Annotated in this window: 16 protein-coding genes; 10 read left to right on the forward strand and 6 right to left on the reverse strand. The window is 56.1% G+C overall.

Annotated elements, in window-relative coordinates; all coding sequences use genetic code 11:
- Positions 1-144: 144 nt before the first annotated feature.
- Both macA and macB read left to right on the forward strand, forming a co-directional pair.
- Positions 145-1,260 carry a macrolide transporter subunit MacA gene (gene macA, locus ACTJJI_RS03360; RefSeq protein WP_014831267.1) on the forward strand — a complete coding sequence of 372 codons (1,116 nt, stop codon included), beginning with the start codon at positions 145-147 and terminating at the stop codon, positions 1,258-1,260.
- Positions 1,257-3,197, forward strand: a complete 1,941-nt coding sequence (gene macB / locus ACTJJI_RS03365) for a macrolide ABC transporter ATP-binding protein/permease MacB (protein WP_440653040.1) — start codon at positions 1,257-1,259, stop codon at positions 3,195-3,197. Before macA ends, macB begins: the two co-directional genes overlap by 4 nt.
- A 70-nt stretch (positions 3,198-3,267) precedes the next feature.
- Here the strand turns inward: macB and cspD are convergent, their stop codons facing one another.
- Positions 3,268-3,489 carry a cold shock-like protein CspD gene (gene cspD, locus ACTJJI_RS03370; RefSeq protein WP_008499993.1) on the reverse strand — a complete coding sequence of 74 codons (222 nt, stop codon included), beginning with the start codon at positions 3,487-3,489 and terminating at the stop codon, positions 3,268-3,270.
- Between the two features lie 267 nt (positions 3,490-3,756).
- Between cspD and clpS the strand changes: the two genes are divergently transcribed.
- Together clpS and clpA are read left to right on the forward strand one after the other, a co-directional pair.
- Positions 3,757-4,077 (forward strand): ATP-dependent Clp protease adapter ClpS, encoded by a 321-nt coding sequence (gene clpS, locus ACTJJI_RS03375; RefSeq protein WP_006174393.1) that lies wholly within the window; start codon positions 3,757-3,759, stop codon positions 4,075-4,077.
- A gap of 27 nt (positions 4,078-4,104) precedes the next feature.
- A complete protein-coding gene (clpA, locus tag ACTJJI_RS03380) occupies positions 4,105-6,384 on the forward strand; it encodes an ATP-dependent Clp protease ATP-binding subunit ClpA (RefSeq protein WP_014831269.1) in 2,280 nt (759 codons plus the stop codon).
- 286 nt (positions 6,385-6,670) lie between these two features.
- Here the strand turns inward: clpA and infA are convergent, their stop codons facing one another.
- The 5 genes from infA to trxB all read right to left on the reverse strand — a co-directional run bounded on the left by infA (position 6,671) and on the right by trxB (position 12,494).
- Positions 6,671-6,889, reverse strand: coding sequence for a translation initiation factor IF-1 (gene infA, locus ACTJJI_RS03385; protein ID WP_002211347.1), 219 nt, complete (start codon positions 6,887-6,889; stop codon positions 6,671-6,673).
- 284 nt (positions 6,890-7,173) lie between these two features.
- Positions 7,174-7,878: a leucyl/phenylalanyl-tRNA--protein transferase gene (gene aat / locus ACTJJI_RS03390; RefSeq protein WP_047362282.1), complete on the reverse strand. Its 705-nt coding sequence runs from the start codon at positions 7,876-7,878 to the stop codon at positions 7,174-7,176.
- 45 nt (positions 7,879-7,923) lie between these two features.
- Complete coding sequence (gene cydC, locus ACTJJI_RS03395) at positions 7,924-9,645, reverse strand: heme ABC transporter ATP-binding protein/permease CydC (protein WP_440653043.1); 1,722 nt, start codon at positions 9,643-9,645, stop codon at positions 7,924-7,926.
- Positions 9,645-11,411 (reverse strand): heme ABC transporter permease/ATP-binding protein CydD, encoded by a 1,767-nt coding sequence (gene cydD / locus ACTJJI_RS03400; protein WP_440653045.1) that lies wholly within the window; start codon positions 11,409-11,411, stop codon positions 9,645-9,647. Before cydD ends, cydC begins: the two co-directional genes overlap by 1 nt.
- A gap of 114 nt (positions 11,412-11,525) precedes the next feature.
- Positions 11,526-12,494, reverse strand: a complete 969-nt coding sequence (trxB, locus tag ACTJJI_RS03405; RefSeq protein ID WP_013097321.1) for a thioredoxin-disulfide reductase — start codon at positions 12,492-12,494, stop codon at positions 11,526-11,528.
- Positions 12,495-13,039: 545 nt separating this feature from the next.
- Between trxB and lrp the strand changes: the two genes are divergently transcribed.
- From lrp to dmsA, 6 genes are all read left to right on the forward strand, one after another.
- Entirely contained in the window at positions 13,040-13,534 is a 495-nt protein-coding gene (gene lrp, locus ACTJJI_RS03410) for a leucine-responsive transcriptional regulator Lrp (RefSeq protein WP_000228469.1), read from the forward strand.
- A 135-nt stretch (positions 13,535-13,669) separates the two neighbouring features.
- Positions 13,670-17,374, forward strand: coding sequence for a DNA translocase FtsK (locus ACTJJI_RS03415; protein ID WP_440653047.1), 3,705 nt, complete (start codon positions 13,670-13,672; stop codon positions 17,372-17,374).
- A gap of 128 nt (positions 17,375-17,502) precedes the next feature.
- On the forward strand, positions 17,503-18,114 hold the full coding sequence (lolA, locus tag ACTJJI_RS03420; RefSeq protein WP_014831274.1) for an outer membrane lipoprotein chaperone LolA: 612 nt from the start codon (positions 17,503-17,505) through the stop codon (positions 18,112-18,114).
- Positions 18,115-18,123: 9 nt separating this feature from the next.
- A complete protein-coding gene (gene rarA, locus ACTJJI_RS03425) occupies positions 18,124-19,467 on the forward strand; it encodes a replication-associated recombination protein RarA (protein WP_440653050.1) in 1,344 nt (447 codons plus the stop codon).
- Positions 19,468-19,559: 92 nt separating this feature from the next.
- Positions 19,560-20,852, forward strand: a complete 1,293-nt coding sequence (gene serS / locus ACTJJI_RS03430) for a serine--tRNA ligase (protein ID WP_008499983.1) — start codon at positions 19,560-19,562, stop codon at positions 20,850-20,852.
- A 210-nt stretch (positions 20,853-21,062) separates the two neighbouring features.
- Positions 21,063-23,507: a dimethylsulfoxide reductase subunit A gene (gene dmsA, locus ACTJJI_RS03435; RefSeq protein ID WP_368529617.1), complete on the forward strand. Its 2,445-nt coding sequence runs from the start codon at positions 21,063-21,065 to the stop codon at positions 23,505-23,507.
- Positions 23,508-23,514: the final 7 nt, after the last annotated feature.

Genomic DNA, 23,514 nt, shown 5'->3' on the forward strand with positions numbered 1-23,514 from the left:
TTATGGAATGGCGTTATTTCAGCAGGCCCTTTGTCAACGTCGTGTCAACAAATCCAGGCATTTCCCGAAATCAGGGGTTTCGTTGAGGAGTGGTTTAGATAGAATCAACGTTGATGAAAGCCAGAACAATTATTTGGAATATTTATGAACCTTAAGGGAAAACGCAGAAAGTGGTTTCTGCTGCTGGCGATAGTGGTGGTAGCGGGTGGGTACTGGTTGTGGCAAGTGCTCAACGCGCCTGTTCCGCAGTATCAAACACTGATCGTCCGTCCGGGCGAACTGCAGCAAAACGTGCTCGCCACAGGCAAACTCGATGCCCTGCGCAAGGTGGACGTGGGGGCGCAGGTGAGCGGACAGTTAAAAACGCTGTCCGTTGAGATTGGCGATAAGGTGAAAAAGGGGCAGCTGCTCGGCGTTATCGATCCTGAGCAGGCCGAGAACCAGATCCGGGAAGTGGAAGCTACGCTGATGGAGCTGCGCGCGCAGCGTGCGCAGGCGCTGGCGGAGCGAAACCTCGCCCAGGTGACCCTGACGCGCCAGCAGGCGCTGGCCAAAACGCAGGCGATCTCGAAACAGGATCTCGACACGGCCGCCACCGAACTGGCGGTGAAGCAGGCGCAGATTGGCACCATTGACGCGCAAATCAAGCGCAATCAGGCTTCGCTGGATACGGCGAAAACCAACCTCGACTATACGAAGATCGTGGCGCCCATGGCCGGGGAAGTGACCCAGATCACCACGCTTCAGGGTCAGACGGTGATTGCCGCCCAACAGGCGCCGAACATTCTGACGCTGGCGGATATGAGCACAATGCTGGTGAAAGCCCAGGTTTCCGAGGCGGATGTTATCCATCTGAAGCCGGGGCAGAACGCCTGGTTTACCGTGCTGGGCGATCCGCAGACGCGCTATGAAGGCGTGCTGAAGGACATTCTGCCCACGCCGGAAAAAGTGAACGATGCGATCTTCTACTATGCCCGTTTTGAAGTCCCTAACCCGCAGGGCGTGCTGCGTCTGGATATGACCGCGCAGGTCCATATTCAGCTTACGGGCGTAAAAAACGTTCTGACCGTCCCGCTCTCTGCGCTGGGGGAATCCGCAGGGGATAACCGCTATAAGGTGAAGGTGCTACGCAACGGCGAAACGCGCGAGCGTGAAGTGGTGATTGGCGCACGCAACGATACCGACGTGGTGGTGGTGAAAGGGCTGGAAGAGGGTGACGAGGTAGTCACCAGCGAAACCCTGCCCGGAGCGGCGAAATGACGGCGTTGCTTGAGCTGATTGACATTCGTCGCAGCTATCCGTCGGGCGATGGTCCGATGGAGGTGCTGAAAGGCATCTCCCTGCGCGTGGAAGCGGGCGAGATGGTGGCGATTGTCGGTGCGTCCGGCTCCGGTAAATCGACGCTGATGAACATTCTTGGCTGTCTGGATAAACCGACCAGCGGCACCTATCGCGTGGCCGGAACGGACGTTTCCACTCTGGACGGCGACGCGCTGGCGAAGCTGCGCCGGGAGCACTTCGGTTTTATCTTTCAGCGTTACCATTTGCTCTCTCACCTGAGTGCGGCGCAGAACGTTGAAGTGCCGGCGGTGTACGCGGGCGTGGAGCGCAAGAAACGCCTCGCGCGGGCGAAGGCGCTGTTAACGCGTCTTGGCCTGGCGGAGCGGGTAGATTATCAGCCCTCGCAGCTTTCTGGCGGTCAGCAGCAGCGCGTGAGTATTGCCCGTGCGCTGATGAACGGCGGGCAGGTGATCCTCGCCGATGAGCCCACCGGTGCGCTCGACAGCCATTCCGGCGAAGAGGTGATGGCGATCCTCCATCAGCTTCGCGATCAAGGGCACACGGTCATTATCGTGACTCACGATCCGCAGGTGGCGGCGCAGGCTGAACGCATTATCGAGATCCACGACGGCGAGCTGGTGAGCAACCCGCCGCCGCGGCACGTCAGGGCGGCAGCACCGAAAGAAGCCTTGCCTGCTGCAACCGGCTGGGGACAGTTTTCCAGCGGTTTTCGTGAGGCGCTGACCATGGCCTGGCTGGCGATGGCGGCCAATAAAATGCGCACCCTGCTGACCATGCTCGGGATCATCATCGGTATTGCATCGGTGGTGTCGATTGTGGTGGTGGGCGATGCCGCCAAACAGCTGGTGCTGGCGGATATCCGCGCTATCGGGACCAACACCATTGACGTTTATCCCGGGAAAGACTTTGGTGACGACGAGCCGCAATATCAGCAGGCATTGAAATACGACGACCTGGCGGCCATTCAGAAACAGCCGTGGGTCAATTCGGCGACGCCTGCCGTGTCGCAAAACCTCCGCCTGCGGGTGGGTAACGTGGATGTTGCCGCCAGCGCGAACGGCGTCAGCGGGGATTATTTCAACGTCTACGGCATGACCTTCAGCGAAGGGGCCACCTTCAACGCCGAACAGCTGGCAGGCAGGGCGCAGGTGGTGGTGCTGGACGCGAACTCGCGCAGACAACTCTTCCCCAATAAAACCAACGTCGTGGGGGAGGTGATCCTGGTCGGGAACATGCCTGCGACGGTGATTGGCGTGGCGGAAGAGAAACAGTCCATGTTTGGCAGCAGCAAGATCCTGCGCGTCTGGCTACCGTACAGCACCATTTCCGGGCGGATTATGGGGCAGTCATGGCTGAACTCTATCACCGTGCGCGTCAAGGAGGGTTATGACAGCGCGCTGGCCGAACAGCAGCTTGAGCGACTGTTAACCCTGCGTCACGGGAAGAAGGATTTCTTCACCTGGAACATGGATGGCCTCTTGAAAACGGCGGAAAAGACCACACGTACTCTTCAGTTGTTCCTGACGCTGGTGGCGGTGATCTCGCTGGTTGTTGGCGGTATCGGGGTGATGAATATCATGCTGGTCTCGGTAACGGAGCGTACTCGTGAGATTGGTATCCGCATGGCGGTTGGGGCCAGGGCCAGCGATGTGCTGCAGCAATTTTTAATTGAAGCGGTGCTGGTATGTCTGGTGGGCGGCGCGATGGGGATTGCGCTGTCGATGATGATCGCCTTTGCCCTGCAGCTCTTTTTACCCGGCTGGGAGATTGGGTTTTCACCGGTAGCCATTCTTACCGCATTTTTATGCTCGACCTTTACCGGCATCTTGTTTGGCTGGCTGCCGGCCCGCAACGCGGCGCGGCTGGATCCGGTGGATGCGCTGGCTCGGGAATAACCCGAAAATAAAAATGCCAGCCGATCGGGCTGGCATTTTGACGGCGGGATGTACACAATAAAACAGAGAGCTATGCAACCGTTTCTGCTTCAATCGGTACGATAAGGCTTGCGTGATTGCCTTTAGGTCCCTGATGTACATCGAACCGGACGGACTGCCCGGCTTTGAGCGTTCTGTAACCATCCATCTGAATGGTGGAATAGTGAGCGAAGATATCCTCGCCGCCGCCTTCGGGGCAGATGAAGCCAAACCCTTTGGCGTTGTTGAACCACTTAACAGTACCCATTTCCATGCTTCGACATCCTTCGTAAATCTTATAAGTTAAGATGGAATGAACCGGTGGTGGAGTGGGGGCTGTTCAAAACCTCGCCATCTCACGCTTGTACAATTTAGAGAATCGAAAGAAACCGTCAAGCGTTTGGCGCTGGAGATGGGACAATAATCAACCAAAGTTTGAAGCAGTTAACGCTATTGCAACAGTTTGTGACAGACATCGCGGATGACAGTAATAGATGATTGTTATCTAACATCTGAGGTAGATTCAAAGTGGTTATGCAAAATGGGTAAGACCAACGACTGGCTGGATTTTGACCAGCTGGCGGAAGACAAAGTGCGTGACGCGCTAAAACCGCCATCTATGTATAAAGTTATGTTAATGAACGATGATTACACGCCGATGGAATTTGTTATTGACGTGCTACAAAAGTTCTTTTCTTATGATGTAGAACGTGCAACGCAACTGATGCTTACCGTTCATTATCGTGGCAAAGCTATCTGCGGCATCTTTACCGCCGAGGTGGCGGAAACCAAAGTGGCGATGGTGAACGACTATGCGAGGGAGAACGAGCATCCGTTGCTGTGTACGCTGGAAAAGGCCTGATAAGGCATAAAATTGGGGGAGGTGCCTATGCTCAATCAAGAACTGGAACTCAGTTTAAACATGGCTTTCGCCAGAGCGCGTGAGCACCGACATGAGTTTATGACCGTCGAGCATTTACTGCTCGCACTGCTTAGCAACCCATCTGCCCGCGAAGCGCTGGAAGCCTGCTCCGTGGATCTGGTGGCGCTACGTCAGGAACTCGAAGCCTTCATCGAACAAACCACACCGGTGCTGCCAGCCAGTGAAGAAGAGCGAGACACGCAGCCGACGCTCAGCTTCCAGCGTGTGCTGCAGCGCGCGGTTTTCCACGTCCAGTCTTCCGGACGAAGCGAAGTGACTGGCGCAAACGTCTTAGTCGCCATCTTCAGCGAGCAGGAGTCACAGGCTGCCTATCTGCTGCGCAAACACGAAGTCAGCCGACTCGACGTGGTTAACTTTATTTCTCACGGAACGCGCAAAGACGAGCCTAACCAGGCTTCAGATTCCAGCAATCAGGTCAATAACAATGAAGAGCAAGCAGGCGGGGAGGATCGTATGGAAAACTTCACCACCAACCTTAATCAGCTTGCTCGCGTTGGCGGTATCGACCCGCTGATTGGTCGCGATAAAGAGCTGGAGCGTGCGATCCAGGTGCTGTGCCGTCGCCGTAAGAACAACCCGCTGCTGGTGGGGGAATCGGGCGTGGGTAAAACCGCGATTGCCGAAGGTCTCGCCTGGCGTATTGTGCAGGGCGACGTACCGGAAGTGATTGCCGATTGCACCATCTACTCCCTGGATATCGGCTCTCTGCTGGCGGGCACCAAATACCGTGGTGATTTTGAAAAACGCTTCAAGGCGCTGTTAAAACAGCTGGAGCAGGATACCAACAGCATCCTGTTTATCGATGAGATCCATACCATCATCGGTGCCGGTGCTGCTTCGGGTGGCCAGGTGGACGCCGCTAACCTGATCAAACCGCTGCTCTCCAGCGGCAAGATCCGGGTAATTGGCTCGACCACATACCAGGAGTTCAGCAACATCTTTGAGAAGGATCGTGCCCTGGCGCGTCGCTTCCAGAAAATCGATGTCACTGAACCGTCCGTCGAGGAAACGGTACAGATCATCAACGGCCTGAAACCGAAGTACGAAGCGCACCATGACGTGCGTTACACCGCGAAAGCGGTACGTGCGGCGGTGGAGCTGGCGGTGAAATATATCAACGATCGTCATCTGCCGGATAAGGCGATTGACGTGATTGACGAGGCAGGGGCGCGTGCGCGTCTGATGCCAGCCAGCAAGCGTAAGAAAACCGTCAACGTGGCGGATATTGAGTCCGTAGTGGCTCGTATCGCGCGCATTCCTGAGAAGAGCGTTTCTCAGAGCGATCGCGACACGCTGCGTACCCTTGGCAATCGTCTGAAGATGCTGGTCTTTGGTCAGGATAAAGCCATCGAGGCCTTAACCGAAGCGATCAAGATGGCCCGTGCCGGACTGGGGCATGAGCATAAGCCTGTCGGTTCGTTCCTCTTCGCCGGTCCAACCGGTGTCGGGAAAACCGAAGTAACGGTGCAACTTTCCAAAGCGCTGGGTATTGAACTGCTGCGCTTTGATATGTCCGAGTATATGGAGCGTCACACCGTCAGCCGTCTGATTGGTGCACCTCCGGGATACGTGGGCTTTGACCAGGGTGGCCTGCTTACCGACGCGGTGATCAAGCATCCACACGCGGTACTGCTGCTCGATGAAATTGAGAAAGCGCACCCGGACGTGTTCAATATCCTGCTGCAGGTGATGGACAACGGGACGCTGACCGATAACAACGGGCGCAAGGCGGACTTCCGCAACGTGGTGCTGGTGATGACCACCAACGCCGGTGTGCGTGAAACCGAGCGTAAATCCATCGGCCTGATCCACCAGGATAACAGCACCGATGCGATGGAAGAGATCAAGAAGATCTTTACGCCGGAGTTCCGCAACCGTCTGGACAATATTATCTGGTTCGATCACCTGTCTACCGAGGTGATCCATCAGGTGGTAGACAAGTTCATCGTCGAGCTGCAGGTTCAGCTAGATCAGAAAGGCGTGTCGCTGGAAGTGAGCCAGGAGGCCCGCAACTGGCTGGCTGAGAAAGGCTACGACCGTGCGATGGGTGCCCGTCCGATGGCGCGCGTGATTCAGGACAACCTGAAGAAACCGCTGGCGAACGAACTGCTGTTTGGCTCGCTGGTAGACGGCGGCCAGGTAACGGTGGCGCTGGATCAGGCGAAGAACGAACTGACGTACGATTTCCAGAGTGCGGCGAAGCACAAGCCGGAAGCGGCTCACTGAGTGTAATATGTGTGTTAAAAACCGGGCATTAGCCCGGTTTTTTTATGCCTGCCTTTCTCCCTCTCCCTGGGGAGAGGGGCGGGGTGAGGGCAACAGCCCGCAGAGGAATTTTGCGAGACGCTTTCCAGTTTCGTTCGATGTTGGTTCTGGATTAATCCACAGACATAAATTGGCGCTTCTGTACAACCGTGGAAGACACTACATCAACACTAAAGCCATGAATAAAAAAAGGCCGGGATTATCCCGGCCTTTTTTAATATTCATCTGCCATTACAGGCGAAAACAATTAGCGACTACGGAAGACAATGCGGCCTTTGCTCAGGTCGTACGGGGTCAGTTCAACAGTCACTTTGTCGCCCGTCAAAATGCGGATATAGTTTTTGCGCATTTTACCGGAGATGTGCGCAGTTACCACGTGACCGTTTTCCAGCTCTACGCGAAACATGGTGTTAGGCAACGTATCAAGTACGGTACCCTGCATTTCAATATTGTCTTCTTTGGCCATCTAATCCTCTGGGGTATCACTACCAAGTTTTGAACCGGCAAGATAATGCCGAAATTCATCAATTAAGTAAAGAATTGCGCGTTTAAAACGCAGCAAAACAGTTTCGGCGCATTGCCCAAGCGTCACGGTACAACCGAACGGAAAGCGCATTCGTAAAGGGGATACAACAGGATAAACGTCAGGACGTTATCTGAAGCGAAGGTCCCAAACGGCGGCGGGGCAACAGGCAGAAGCTACTCTGCGGCATAATTATAACACCCTCATAAAAAATATGCGGAAAACATTTAGGCATTGGGCAGAAAGAGTGTCCGCGGTACCCAAAAATCGCGCGGCAGTTTCTCCTGACGGCAGTTATCCAGGTGCTCAATGTAGTGGCGGCGGGAGATTTCAACAGCACCGAGGGAGGCGGTATGCTCGTTCAGAACCTGACAATCCAGCAACTGCCCGCCGCGCTGAGCAAACGCCTGGCAGAAAACCAGCAGGGCCGTTTTCGAGGCGTTTACCGCACGGGAGAACATCGACTCACCGCAGAACAACGTCCCCTGCGCGACGCCGTACATACCGCCAACAAGTTCGCCACCTTCCCACACCTCAATGGAGTGGGCATAGCCAAGCTCGTGCAGTTGATGATAGGCGGTGATGATATCGCGGGTGATCCATGTTCCTTCATGACGATCTTCTGCGCACCCCTCAATCACCTCGCCAAAGGCATGATTCAGCGTGACCCGGTACGGTGATTTAGCGTGGAAACGTTTCATGCTGCGGCTCAGGTGAAACTCTGCTGGCCACAGCACAGCACGCGGATCGGGAGACCACCATAAAATAGGGTCGCCAGGTGAAAACCACGGGAATATGCCGCGCTGGTAGGCCATCAGGAGCCGGGCAGGGCTGAGGTCGCCGCCAAGCGCCAGCAGCCCATTGGGTTCACGCAGCGCTCCCTCTGGCGACGGGAACGCAATGTTATGACGAGAAAGCTGGACCAGGCGCATGACAGCAAAACTCCAGTACGCGAGTGAGGACGCTACAAATATAGTCTACAGACGCTGTTTAAACTGGTAGTAGCGACCCTGTTTCGTCAACAGCTCTGCGTGACTACCTTGCTCAATAATGTGTCCGTTGTCCATCACAATTATCTGATCAAAACTCGCCAGTCCGCGCAGACGGTGTGTCACCATCAGCACGGTTTTACCGGCCATAACATTCGCAAGTAAATCAAGGATCTGGCTTTCAGTTGTCGCATCAAGCCCTTCTGTGGGCTCGTCGAGCAACATCAGCGGCGCATCATGCAGCAGCGCGCGCGCAATCGCCAGACGACGCAGTTCACCGCCAGACAGTTGACGACCGCCTTCACCCAGCCAGCTGTTCAGGCCATCGTTTTCAAGCAGCTTATGCAGCCCGACCTGCTCCAGCATGGCGCGAAGAGCATCATCAGAGGCGTCCGGCGCGGCCAGCAGCAGGTTATCACGCAGCGTGGCACTAAAGAGGTGTACGCGCTGCGGAACCACGCTGACGGTTTTGCGCAGCGCCTGTTCGCTGAAGTCGGTCAGCGGTGTACCGTTAAACTGGATCTGACCCTGCTGCGGATCCCAGGCTCGCGTTAACAGCTGCAAAAGCGTGGATTTGCCGCAGCCGGTACGGCCGAGGATCGCAATCCGCTGACCCGCATCCACAGCGAGGCTGATGCCTTCCAGCGCATTCTGTGCCTGCTTGTCATAGGCGAAGGTGACGTTATTGAGCGTCAGGGCAACCTGCTCAGGCGTGGCCGTTTGCTCTGCGGTGAACTTCACCTCCGGATCCTGCTCCGCAATCTCTGTGATGCGCAGGGCAGAGGCGATCACCTGGCCGAGATGCTGGAACGCGCCTGTCACCGGTGCCAGGGCTTCAAAGGCCGCCAGGGCGCAGAAAACGAACAGGGCAATCAGGGGACCGGGCTGTGCGTTATCACCCACGCCGCCCGACGCCATCCACAGCATCGCAATGACCGCGATACCGCCGATTAACATCATAAGCGCCTGAGAGAACGCGGTAAGCTCAGACTGACGGCGCTGGGCTTCATGCCAGTTGAGCTCCGTGTTCTCCATACGCGCACGATAGCGCTCGCTGGCGCCAAATATCGTCAGTTCGGCCTGCCCCTGTAACCAGGCGGTGAGCTGCTGGCGGTACTCCCCGCGCAGACGCGTCAGATTCTCTCCGGTGGATTTACCCGCGCGGTAAAACAGCGGCGGCAGGATAATGAGCGTCAAAAGCATGATCCCGCCCAGCGCCAGCGCAACAGAGACATCCAGCACCGACAGGCCCAGCGTGACCACCACAATCACCACAAACGCGCCGACAATCGGGGATATCACGCGCAGGTAGAGGTGATCCAGGGTGTCGACATCCGCAACCACACGGTTGAGCAATTCCCCCTGACGAAAACGCGCCAGTCCGGCAGGGGAGAGGGGCAGCAATTTACTGAAGGTGTAGATACGCAGGTGTTGCAGCACGCGGAACGTCGCGTCATGGCTGACCAGTCGCTCGAAATACCGTCCTGCCGTGCGGGTAATGGCGGTGCCGCGTACGCCCGCCGCCGGAAGCATATAGTTGAAGCTGTACAGCCCGGCAACGCCCGCGACGGCAGAGGCGGACAAGAACCAGCCGGAAAGCGTGAGCAGGCCGATGCTGGCAAGCAGGGTCACTATCGCCAGCACGATGCCCAATGTCAGCATCCACTTGTGGCGTTTATAGAGCGCGAGATAGGGAAGCAGGGCACGCATCAGATGTCCTCCTGACGATTCGCCAGCAGGGCCGCGAAGGGGCCCTGCGCGGTAACGAGAGAGGCGTAATCGCCTTGCTCAACAATACGACCGTTTTCCATGACCCAGATCTGATCCCAGTCGGCAATGCCTTCCAGCTGATGAGTGACCATCAGGGTGGTTTGCTGCAATGAGGCGGCGTTCAGGGCAGCCATCACGCGCTGCTCACTGTGTGCATCCAGGCTGGCTGCGGGCTCGTCCAGCAGCATCAACTGACATGGATTAAGCAGTGCGCGGGCGACCGCCACGCGCTGCGCCTGGCCCACGGACAACCCGGCAGACTGATCGCCGACAACGGTATCGACACCCTGAGGAAGCAGCGGCAGAAACTCGCTGACCCAGGCGCGGTCGAGAACAGATTGCAACTCATCTTCACGTGCATCCGGACGAGCCAGCAGGACATTTTCCCGTAGCGTCGGGGCAGGAAGCTGAGGGTTTTGCCCCACCCAACTGAGCTGTTTACGCCAGGCGTCCGGATCGAGATCGCGCAGTTCGGTTTTGTTGATTCGCAGTGAGCCGGTATAGGTCATAAAACCGGATAACGCATTGATCAGCGAGCTTTTTCCTGAACCGCTGGTACCCACCAGTACCGCACGTTGCCCGGCAGGCAGAGTGAAGTTCAGTGGGCCTGCCAGCACTTTCCCTTCAGGTGACAGGATAGAGAAATCACGGGCTTCAAGGGTTACCGCTTCTTTGGCGTTCAGCGTAACCTCTCCACGTTCCGGATGCGCGAGTGGCGTCTCCATAAACGTTTTCAGGCTGTCAGCCGCGCCAACCGCCTGCGCTTTGGCATGGTAAAAAGTACCAAGATCGCGAAGCGGCTGGAAAAATTCCGGAGCCAGGATCAGCGCCAGGAAACCGGCCGACAGGGTCACCGCGGTGCCGTAGTGGCCAAAATCCAGGGCGCCAAGATAGGAGAAGCCAAAATAGACCGCCACGAGGGCAATCGACAGAGAGGTAAAGAATTCCAGTACCCCTGATGACAGAAACGCCAGACGCAACACTTCCATCGTACGCTGACGGAAATCCTGCGATGCCTGGCGAATATTTTCGGTTTCCGCTTCACCCCGGCCAAAAATGCGTAACGTTTCCATGCCGCGCAGACGGTCAAGGAAATGGCCGCTCAGGCGGCCCAACGCAAGAAAGTTACGCCGGTTAGCATCGGCCGCTCCCATCCCGACCATCGCCATAAACAGCGGGATCAGCGGGGCTGTACCCAGCAGGATCAGCGCCGCCACCCAGTTGATGGGGAAAATGGTTATCACAATCAGTAGCGGAACGAACACGGCCAGCGCCATCTGTGGAAGATAGCGGGCATAGTAGTCATGCATATCGTCAATCTGTTCAAGGATTAACGTTGCCCAGCTTCCGGCAGGTTTTCCCTGGATCCACGCGGGTCCGGCTTCCTGAAGACGGTCAAGCACCTGCCGGCGAATTTCGTAGCGAATATGCTGCCCCGCGTGAAACCCAACGCGTTCGCGCAGCCAGACGACCCAGGCACGCAGAATAAAAACCAGGATCAGGACGATGAAGGGCAACAGAAGCGCTTCACGCGGAATGTTCTCCATGATCATATGATTAAGAATGCGGGCCAGCAGCCATGCCTGGGCAACAATCAACAGACCACTGATCAGTCCCAGAAGACGGGAAATCATGAGCCAGCGGCGGGAAAGAACGCTCTGCTGTTTTAGCCAGCGTGTTAACTCTTGTTGACGGGTTTTTTCCATTGCGTGCTTTGCAGGTGATGTTATTAGAAAGTGGGCAGCGCAATGTTACAACGGGGAGACAATAAAGGCGACTTATCGCCGCCTTTATTTACGTTTGTTACTGACTTGTAAAGATTATTTACCTTGTTCAGCCAGACCATCAAGGTAGCGTTCAGCATCCAGCGCGGCCATACAACCGGTGCCTGCAGAGGTGATCGCCTGACGGTAAATGTGGTCCATTACGTCACCGGCAGCGAACACGCCCGGGATGCTGGTCTGGGTCGCGTTGCCGTGAATACCGGACTGTACTTTAATGTAGCCGTTTTCCAGTTCCAGTTGTCCCTCGAAGATCGCCGTGTTCGGGCTGTGGCCGATAGCCACAAACAGGCCCGCCACTTCCAGCGTTTCGACGTTATCGGTGTTCTGGGTATCACGAATACGCAGACCGGCAACGCCCATCTGATCGCCCGTCACTTCTTCCAGCGTACGGTTGGTGTGCAGCACAATGTTGCCGCTCGCCACTTTATCCATCAGACGTTTAATCAGGATCTTCTCGGCGCGGAAGGTGTCGCGACGGTGGATCAGGTGCACTTCAGAAGCGATGTTCGCCAGATAGAGCGCCTCTTCTACGGCAGTGTTGCCGCCGCCGATGACCGCGACTTTCTGGTTGCGATAGAAGAAACCGTCACAGGTTGCACAGGCAGAAACGCCGCGACCTTTGAACGCTTCTTCTGATGGCAGGCCAAGATAACGGGCAGAGGCACCCGTGGCGATGATCAGCGCGTCACAGGTGTACTCACCGCTGTCGCCCGTCAGGCGGAACGGACGGTTCTGCAAATCGACCTTGTTAATGTGGTCGAACAGAATTTCGGTTTCGAATTTAGCCGCATGCTCGTGCATACGTTCCATCAGCAGCGGCCCGGTCAGGTCATTAGGGTCGCCTGGCCAGTTTTCCACTTCTGTGGTGGTGGTCAGCTGACCGCCTTTTTCCATGCCGGTAATCAAAACCGGTTGCAGGTTAGCGCGTGCAGCATAGACCGCCGCGGTATATCCCGCAGGTCCAGAACCAAGAATTAGCAGCTTACTGTGTTTGGCCGTGCCCATGAGATCCCCATTGTTGTTGGCAGACAGTTGGCAGGATTGTAGGGAATTTGTTGCCGTAAAAAAAGAGCGCAGCAATGTTGATCTCAATCTGTACGATAGGTGATGACGATAAATTGAGCGCTATAACGTCACACTTTCTTCTTAAATTCGCTTGTTTATGAGGCAATAAAATGAGGATTAATACCCCACCGAAATGAATATCCGGCATGTTGTACTAAAAATCGATGTTTTGCTTTGACAATCCCCTGCGCTTTTGCGAAAACATTCAAGGAAGAAAAAAAAAACGCGTTAACCGTGTGCCGCATAGGCATGCACGTAAATGCCATTTTTACCGGGTCAATGAAATCTACGCATGGCGTGGACAGACGCCATACGTGATGTCGGTGACTGCTTTCGGGCAACGGTCTTCTTACCAACAGAACCCGAATCCGCATCGCGTCTAATAGATAACCAGGCGATGTGATGACTAACGGGTACAGGCTCTGAACAGTGATGTGCACAGGGTCCAGGCAGGAGTAGGGAAGGAATACAGAGAGACAATAATAATGGTAGATAGCAAGAAGCGCCCTGGCAAAGATCTCGACCGTATCGATCGTAACATTCTTAATGAATTGCAAAAGGATGGGCGTATTTCCAACGTCGAGCTTTCAAAACGTGTGGGACTTTCCCCGACGCCGTGCCTTGAGCGTGTGCGCCGACTGGAAAGACAGGGTTTTATTCAGGGCTATACGGCTCTGCTGAACCCGCATTATCTGGATGCCTCACTTCTGGTATTTGTTGAGATTACTCTGAATCGTGGTGCACCGGATGTGTTTGAGCAATTTAACGCCGCTGTACAAAAACTTGAAGAAATTCAAGAGTGTCATCTGGTTTCTGGCGATTTCGACTACTTGTTGAAAACCCGCGTACCAGATATGTCCGCCTACCGTAAGCTGCTGGGTGAAACCCTACTGCGTCTGCCAGGCGTGAACGACACCCGTACCTATGTGGTGATGGAAGAGGTCAAACAGAGCAATCGTCTGGTTATTAAGACGCGCTAACACGGAACAGGTGCAAAATCAGCGTAGTTTGATTACACTCCTGTTAATCCATACAGCAACAGTGCCGGGGAGTCCCGGCGCTGTTGTCCGTTTTAGCAAACAGGCAGGATATGCCTGATACCTGGAGAGCCTTTCTTGAGCCAGGAATACACTGAAGACAAAGAAGTCACATTATCGAAGCTAAGCAGCGGACGTCGGCTCCTTGAGGCGTTGCTGATCGTTATTGCCCTTTTTGCCGTCTGGCTGATGGCAGCCTTACTCAGTTTCAACCCCTCAGATCCCAGCTGGTCACAAACTGCATGGCATGAGCCTATCCATAACTTAGGCGGCGTTCCCGGTGCCTGGCTTGCGGACACCCTGTTTTTCATTTTCGGTGTGATGGCCTATACCATTCCCGTCATTATTATTGGCGGATGCTGGTTTGTCTGGCGCCATCGTCAGAATGACGACTACATCGACTATTTCGCGGTTTCGCTGCGCCTGATTGGCGCGCTGGCGCTGATCCTCACCTCCTGCGGGCTGGCGGCCATCAACGCTGATGATATCTGGTATTTCGCCTCGGGCGGGGTGATTGGCAGTCTGTTGAGTTCTGCGCTGCAGCCTATGCTTCACAGCAGCGGCGGTACCCTGGCATTGCTGTGCATCTGGGCGGCAGGATTAACGCTGTTCACCGGCTGGTCGTGGGTGAGCATTGCCGAGAAGATCGGCAGTTTTATCCTCACCATTCTGACCTTTGCCAGCAATCGCACCCGTCGTGATGATACCTGGGTCGATGAAGATGAGTATGAAGACGAGTACGAAGAGGAAGACGATGCGCCTGTACAGCGTCGTGAATCTCGTCGTGCACGCATATTGCGCGGAGCGCTTGCGCGTCGCCAGCGCGTCGCCGAGAAATTTGCCAACCCGCTGGGTCGTAAAACCGATGCGGCGCTCTTCTCCGGTAAACGTATGGACGAGGACGATCATGTTGAGTACCGTTCAGCCGGTGCCGCCGTCGATCCTGATGATGTGCTCTTCTCCGGAAGCCGTGCCACGCCGGGCGATTTTGACGAATACGACCCGCTGCTAAACGGTCACTCTGTTACCGCACCGGTTGCTGCCGCGGCAGCCGCGACCACGGCCGCGCAGGCTTATGCAGCACCGGCAGAAGCCGTGATGCCGTCTGCGCCGGTTCCCGCTCCCGAGTCCGTGATTCAACAGCCTCAGGTAGAGTGGCAAACGGCGCCGGGCGTTCATACGCCAGAGCCGGTTATCGCGCCAGAGCCAGAAAGCTATACACCGGTCCAGCAGGAACCGTGGCAGCAGCCTTATCAGCCTGAGCCCGTACATGAGCCTCAGGGGTATCCGCACTACGAGCAGCCCGTCGCGCAACCGTATCAGGAGTATGTGCCTGAGCCAGTTCAACCTGCCGAGCCGTACGTCGCGCCACAACCAGAACCTGAGGTGGTGGAAGAGGTGAAACCGTCTCGTCCGCCTATGTACTATTTCGAAGAGGTTGAAGAGCGCCGTGCCCGTGAGCGCGAGCAGCTGGCGGCATGGTATCAGCCGGTTCCCGAGCCGGTGCAGGAGCCTGTTGTGAGTACGCCGTCTGTTTCCGTACCGCCAGTTGATCCAACGCCTGCGGTTGCGCCGGTGGCAGAGAGCGTGAAGCAAGCCGCTACCGCCGCATCCGTTGCGGCACCGGTCTTTAGCCTGGCGGCAGGTGGAACGCCACGTCCTCAGGTAAAAGAGGGAATTGGCCCGCAGTTGCCGCGCCCTAACCGCGTGCGTGTGCCAACCCGCCGTGAGCTGGCCTCCTATGGCATTAAGCTGCCTTCCCAGCGTATGGCTGAGGAGAAAGCCCGTGAATCTGATTACGACGATGATGCTGACGAAATGCAGCAGGACGAACTGGCGCGTCAGTTCGCCGCGCAGCAGCACCAGCGTTATGGAGAGGAGTATCAGCACGATCATCCTGCTCAGGCGGACGACGATGATGCCGCAGAGGCAGAATTAGCACGCCAGTTTGCGGCCACTCAGCAGCAACGCTATTCGGGCGAGCAGCCTGCTGGCGCGAATCCGTTCTCGCTATCGGATTTTGAATTCTCACCGATGAAAGATCTGGTGGATGAGGGTCCGAGCGAACCGCTGTTCACGCCGAGCGTCATGCCGGAAGCCGAGCCGGTGCGTCAGCAGCCGACCCCTGCGCCACAGGCGTACGCCCAGCCACAGCAGCCTGCACCGCAACCTTATGCGCAGCCACAGCAGCCACAGCAGCCACAACAGCCGCAGTTCCAGCAGCCTCCGGCACAGCCGCAGGAAAGTCTCATTCATCCGCTGCTGATGCGTAACGGTGACAGTCGTCCGTTGCAACGCCCGAGCACGCCTCTGCCGTCGCTGGATCTGTTAACGCCACCGCCAGCAGAAGTTGAGCCGGTCGATACCTTCGCGCTGGAGCAGATGGCCCGTCTGGTAGAAGCGCGTCTGGCTGACTTCCGCATTAAAGCGGACGTGGTCAACTACTCTCCAGGCCCTGTCATTACCCGTTTCGAACTCAACCTGGCGCCTGGCGTTAAAGCCGCGCGTATTTCAAACCTGTCCCGTGACCTGGCGCGTTCCCTGTCGACCGTTGCGGTACGTGTGGTTGAAGTTATTCCTGGTAAACCTTATGTCGGTCTTGAGCTGCCGAACAAAAAACGTCAGACCGTTTACCTGCGTGAAGTGCTGGATAACACCAAATTCCGCGACAACCCTTCACCACTCACCGTGGTACTGGGTAAAGATATCGCGGGTGAGCCGGTGGTTGCCGATCTGGCTAAAATGCCTCACCTGCTGGTGGCGGGTACGACCGGTTCCGGTAAATCGGTCGGTGTGAACGCCATGATCCTCAGCATGCTCTACAAAGCGCAGCCAGAAGATGTGCGTTTCATCATGATCGACCCGAAAATGCTGGAACTGTCGGTCTATGAGGGGATCCCGCATCTGTTGACGGAAGTCGTGACCGACATGAAAGACGCAGCCAACGCCCTGCGCTGGAGCGTCAACGAGATGGAGCGCCGTTATAAGCTGATGTCGGCTCTGGGTGTGCGTAACCTTGCCGGTTATAACGAGAAAATCGCCGAGGCGGCACGGATGGGGCGCCCGATTCCGGATCCGTACTGGAAACCGGGTGATAGCATGGATGCCCAGCATCCGGTGCTGGAAAAACTGCCTTACATCGTCGTGCTGGTAGATGAGTTCGCCGACCTGATGATGACCGTCGGTAAGAAAGTGGAAGAGTTGATTGCCCGTCTGGCGCAGAAAGCGCGTGCGGCCGGTATTCACCTTGTACTGGCGACCCAGCGTCCTTCCGTGGACGTCATTACGGGTCTGATCAAAGCCAACATTCCAACCCGAATCGCCTTTACCGTCTCGAGTAAAATTGACTCGCGTACCATCCTTGATCAGGGCGGTGCAGAATCGCTGCTGGGGATGGGGGACATGCTGTACTCTGGCCCGAACTCCACCTCTCCGGTGCGCGTTCACGGCGCATTTGTTCGCGACCAGGAAGTGCATGCCGTGGTGCAGGACTGGAAAGCGCGCGGTCGTCCACAATACGTTGACGGCATTACCTCCGACAGCGAAAGCGAAGGTGGCGGCGGTGGCTTTGACGGCGGCGAAGAGCTGGATCCGTTATTCGACCAGGCGGTTAATTTTGTTACCGAAAAACGCAAAGCGTCTATCTCCGGCGTTCAGCGTCAGTTCCGTATTGGCTACAACCGCGCGGCGCGCATCATCGAGCAGATGGAAGCCCAGGGCATTGTCAGCGAGCAGGGGCATAATGGTAACCGTGAGGTGCTGGCTCCGCCGCCGTTTGATTGATCTTCAGCGTGTGCAAAGAAGGGTAAATCAGCCAAATTTAAGCATTTTCTTCTGTCACCTGCCTGCGGGCAGGTCCAGAATAGAAAACGGAAACCCCATTTCGGGATGACGTATTTTAAGGATTAACAATGAAAAAAATCGCAATCGCCTGTGCATTACTCACCAGTTTTGTCGCCAGCAGCGTCTGGGCTGATGCGGCCAGCGACCTTAAAAGCCGCCTGGATAAAGTGAGCAGCTTCCACGCCAGCTTCACGCAAAAAGTGACTGACGGCAGCGGTAATGCGGTGCAGGAAGGTCAGGGCGATCTGTGGGTAAAACGCCCAAATCTTTTCAACTGGCATATGACTCAGCCGGATGAGAGCATCCTGGTGTCTGACGGTAAAACCCTGTGGTTCTTCAACCCGTTTGTTGAGCAGGCAACCGCCACCTGGCTGAAAGATGCGACCAGCAACACGCCTTTTATGCTGATTGCCCGCAACCAGGCCAGCGACTGGCAGCAATATAATATTAAGCAGAACGGTGATGAGTTTGTCCTGACGCCGAAAGGCAGTAACGGCAACCTGAAGCAGTTCACTATTAATGTGAGCTCCAACGGTACCATCAATCAGTTCGGCGCTGTTGAGCAGGACGATCAGCGCAGCAGCTATCAGCTCAAATCCCAGCAAAATGGCGCTGTCGATGCATCAAAATTCACCTTTACCCCGCCGCAGGGCGTAACGGTGGACGACCAACGTAAGTAAGAGGCATGAGTGGGCAACCTGTCGCTCGATTTTTCGGATAATGCGTTTCAACCTCTGGCCGCGCGTATGCGGCCAGAAAATTTAGCACAGTATATCGGCCAGCAGCATCTGCTGGCTGCGGGGAAGCCGTTGCCGCGAGCCATAGAGGCCGGGCATCTGCACTCGATGATCCTCTGGGGACCACCCGGTACCGGTAAAACCACGCTTGCTGAAGTGATCGCCCGCTACGCTAACGCGGACGTTGAGCGCATCTCGGCCGTCACATCCGGTGTGAAGGAGATCCGTGAGGCGATCGAGCGCGCGCGGCAGAACCGTAACGCCGGTCGACGAACCATCCTCTTTGTGGACGAAGTCCACCGCTTCAATAAAAGTCAGCAGGATGCGTTCCTTCCGCACATCGAAGACGGCACCATCTTCTTCATCGGTGCCACCACCGAAAACCCGTCGTTTGAACTCAACTCGGCACTGCTTTCCCGGGCGCGCGTCTACCTGCTCAAATCGCTGACCACCGAGGATATTGAAAAAGTCCTCATTCAGGCGATGGAGGATAAAGCGCGCGGCTATGGCGGGCAGGATATTATCCTGCCAGACGACACGCGTCGGGCCATTGCTGAGCTGGTCAACGGCGATGCGCGGCGGGCGCTGAATACCCTGGAAATGATGGCCGATATGGCCGAAGTCGACGACGCCGGCAAACGGGTGTTAAAACCGGAACTGTTGACCGAAATTGCCGGTGAGCGTAGCGCGCGTTTTGATAACACAGGCGATCGCTTTTACGATCTGATTTCGGCGCTGCATAAGTCGGTACGTGGCAGCGCGCCGGATGCCGCGCTTTACTGGTACGCACGCATTATCACTGCCGGTGGCGATCCGTTGTACGTGGCGCGTCGCTGTCTGGCGATTGCCTCAGAAGATGTTGGCAATGCTGATCCGCGCGCCATGCAGGTGGCGCTTTCGGCCTGGGACTGCTTTACCCGCGTCGGGCCAGCAGAAGGTGAGCGTGCCATTGCTCAGGCGATTGTCTATCTGGCCTGCGCGCCGAAAAGCAATGCCGTCTATACCGCGTTCAAAGCGGCCATGTCGGATGCACGTGAACGACCGGACTACGATGTGCCGGTGCATCTGCGTAATGCGCCAACGAAGCTGATGAAAGAGATGGGGTACGGGCAGGAGTATCGTTACGCCCACGATGAACCCAATGCATACGCGGCCGGGGAGGAGTATTTCCCGCAGGAAATGGCACAAACCCGCTATTATCACCCCACAAACAGAGGTCTTGAAGGCAAGATTGGCGAAAAGCTCGCCTGGCTCGCCGGACAGGATCAAAATAGCCCTATAAAACGCTACCGTTAGTTCAGTCGTTGCGGTAATGTTGGCATTGTATCCCTGTGGCCGCAGGCTGTGGCCACTTTTTCCTATTTTAATTCGATAAGCACAGGATAAGCATGCTCGATCCCAATCTGCTGCGTAATGAGCCAGACGCAGTCGCTGAAAAACTGGCACGCCGGGGCTTTAAGCTGGATGTAGATAAGCTGCGCGCTCTTGAAGAGCGTCGTAAAGTTCTGCAGGTACAAACTGAAAATCTGCAGGCAGAGCGTAACTCTCGATCGAAGTCCATCGGCCAGGCGAAAGCGCGCGGGGAAGACATTGAGCCATTACGCCTGGAAGTGAACAAACTGGGTGAAGAGCTGGACCAGGCGAAAGCTGAGCTGGATGTTCTTCAGGCCGAAATTCGTGATATCGCCCTGGCTATCCCGAACATTCCTGACGACAGCGTTCCTGTCGGTAAAGACGAAAATGACAACGTTGAAGTGAAACGCTGGGGGACACCTCGCGAATTCGACTTCGAGGTTCGCGATCACGTTACTCTGGGCGAAATGCACGCGGGCCTGGACTTTGCGGCAGCCGTGAAGCTGACTGGTTCTCGCTTCGTAGTGATGAAAGGTCAGATTGCCCATCTGCACCGTGCGCTGGCACAGTTCATGCTGGATCTGCACACTGAGCAGCACGGTTACAGCGAAACCTACGTTCCGTATCTGGTTAACCACGATACCCTGTACGGTACCGGACAACTGCCGAAATTTGCAGGCGACCTGTTCCACACCCGTCCGCTGGACGAGGAAGCCGACAGCAGCAACTACGCGCTGATCCCAACCGCGGAAGTGCCGCTGACCAACCTCGTGCGTGATGAGATCATCGACGAAGACGACCTGCCAATCAAACTGACGGCGCACTCTCCGTGCTTCCGCTCTGAAGCAGGCTCTTACGGCCGTGACACGCGTGGTCTGATCCGTATGCACCAGTTCGATAAAGTTGAGATGGTTCAGATCGTTCGTCCGGAAGAGTCCATGGACGCGCTGGAAGAGATGACCGGCCACGCGGAGAAAGTGTTGGAGCTGCTCGGCCTGCCGTACCGTCGTATGGCGCTGTGCACCGGTGATATGGGCTTTGGCGCCTGCAAAACCTTCGATCTGGAAGTGTGGGTACCTGCGCAGAACACCTACCGTGAAATCTCCTCCTGCTCTAACGTCTGGGATTTCCAGGCGCGTCGTATGCAGGCACGCTGCCGCAGCAAGTCCGACAAGAAAACCCGTCTGGTGCATACCTTGAACGGCTCTGGTCTGGCTGTTGGCCGTACGCTGGTTGCCGTGCTGGAAAACTATCAGCAGGCAGACGGACGTATTGAGATCCCTGAAGTGCTGCGCCCATACATGAAAGGCCAGCAGTACATCGGCTAATTCTTTGCCTTACAACAAAAAAGCGCCTTTTGGCGCTTTTTTTATACCCTCGGTTTGATACGACGCAATACCCCCTCCCTCTAAAGTAGTAATACTCCTCCGAATGAAAGCCAGCATAAAACACGCATAACGCATTAGCTCGTTATCTATAAAACGATATCGCGGTTAATTCCGCCCCTTATTCTTTGTGAGCAACCAAAGTGAGTCTTTATGAAAATCAAAGCGCCTGAAGCGTTAATGGCTGCCGAGGTCACTCGCCGTGGGTTGATGAAAACCACGGCAATTGGCGGTCTCGCCGTTGCCAGCAGTGCCTTCACTCTCCCTTTTACCCGACTGGCGTCGGCGGCGGATGCATTGTCCCCGGCTACAGCCCCGGAAAATGTGGTGTGGAGTGCCTGTACCGTAAACTGTGGTAGCCGTTGTCCATTACGGATGCATGTGGTGGATGGCGAAATTAAATACGTCGAAACTGACAATACCGGTGACGATAACTACGACGGCTTGCATCAGGTTCGCGCCTGTCTGCGTGGCCGCTCAATGCGACGCCGGGTCTATAACCCGGACCGTCTGAAGTACCCGATGAAACGCGTCGGTAAGCGCGGGGAAGGGAAGTTCGAGCGCATCAGCTGGGATGAAGCCTACGAGATCATCGCCAGCAATATGCAGCGTCTGATAAAAGAGTACGGCAACGAATCCATCTACCTGAACTATGGCACCGGAACGCTCGGGGGAACGCTGACCCGCTCATGGCCACCAGGCAAAACGCTGGTGGCGCGTCTGATGAACTGCTGCGGCGGTTATCTCAATCACTACGGCGATTACTCTTCTGCGCAGATTGCTGCAGGCCTGAACTACACCTACGGTGGCTGGGCAGACGGTAACAGTCCCTCCGATATCGAAAACAGTAAACTGGTGGTGCTCTTCGGAAACAACCCCGGTGAAACGCGCATGAGCGGCGGTGGGGTAACCTATTTTCTCGAGCAGGCTCGTGCCAAATCTAACGCCCGTATGATCATTATCGATCCGCGTTATACCGATACAGGCGCAGGCCGGGAAGATGAGTGGATCCCTATTCGTCCGGGTACCGATGCGGCACTGGTCAGCGCGCTGGCGTGGGTCATGATTACCGAGAACCTTGTCGATCAGCCGTTCCTCGATAAATACTGTGTCGGCTATGACGAGAAAACCCTGCCCGCCAGTGCACCTGCCAACGGGCATTACAAGGCGTATATTCTGGGCCAGGGCAGTGACGGCGTGGCGAAGACCCCGGAGTGGGCATCCACCATCACCGGGATACCGGCGGAACGTATTGTCCAGCTGGCGCGTGAAATCGGTTCAGCGAAACCGGCCTATATCAGCCAGGGCTGGGGGCCGCAGCGCCACGCGAATGGCGAAATCGCCACCCGTGCTATTTCCATGCTCTCCATTCTGACCGGTAACGTGGGTATTCACGGTGGGAATACCGGCGCGCGTGAAGGTTCGTATTCGCTGCCGTTTGAACGGATGCCAACCCTGGAAAACCCGGTTCAGACCAGCATCTCCATGTTTATGTGGACCGACGCCATTGAGCGTGGCCCGGAGATGACCGCCCTGCGCGATGGCGTACGGGGTAAAGACAAGCTGGATGTGCCGATCAAGATGATCTGGAACTACGCCGGTAACTGTCTTATTAACCAGCACTCAGAAATCAACCGCACCCATGAAATCCTGCAGGATGACAAGAAGTGCGAGATGATTGTGGTGATCGACTGCCACATGACCTCATCGGCGAAATATGCGGATATTCTGCTGCCGGATTGCACCGCCTCTGAGCAGATGGATTTCGCGCTGGATGCCTCCTGCGGCAACATGTCCTACGTGATCTTTACCGACCAGGCGATTAAACCGCGCTTCGAGTGCAAAACCATCTATGAGATGACCTCTGAGCTGGCGAAACGTCTTGGCGTCGAACAACAGTTCACCGAGGGCCGTACTCAGGAAGAGTGGATGCGTCATTTGCATGAACTTTCCCGTAAAGCGATCCCTGACCTGCCGGACTTCGATACCTTCCGCAAGCAGGGCATCTATAAACAGCGCGATCCGCAAGGGCATCACGTGGCGTACAAAGCCTTCCGCGACGATCCGCAGGCGAATCCGCTGACCACGCCATCGGGCAAAATCGAGATTTACTCCGAAGCGCTGGCGAACATTGCCGCGACCTGGGAATTGCCGGAAGGGGATGTTATCGATCCACTGCCGATCTACACGCCAGGGTTTGAAAACTATAACGATCCGCTGACCGCGAAATTCCCGCTGCAACTGACCGGTTTCCACTATAAAGCGCGTGTTCACTCCACCTACGGCAACGTTGATGTGCTGAAAGCCGCCTGCCGCCAGGAGATGTGGATAAACCCGATGGATGCGAAAGCGCGCGGCATTAGCAATGGCGATCGCGTGCGTATCTTTAACGGTCGTGGGGAGGTGCATATTGAAGCCAAAGTGACGCCGCGCATGATGCCTGGCGTTGTCGCGCTGGGAGAGGGCGCCTGGTACAGCCCGGATGCAAACCGCATCGACCAGGCGGGCAGTATTAACGTACTGACCACGCAGCGCCCGTCGCCACTGGCGAAAGGCAACCCGTCCCACACAAACCTTGTTCAGGTTGAGAAGGTGTAAGGAGTAA

The sequence above is a fragment of the Enterobacter sp. 22466 genome (assembly GCF_052044775.1).
GTDB classification, from domain to species: Bacteria; Pseudomonadota; Gammaproteobacteria; order Enterobacterales; family Enterobacteriaceae; genus Enterobacter; species Enterobacter dissolvens.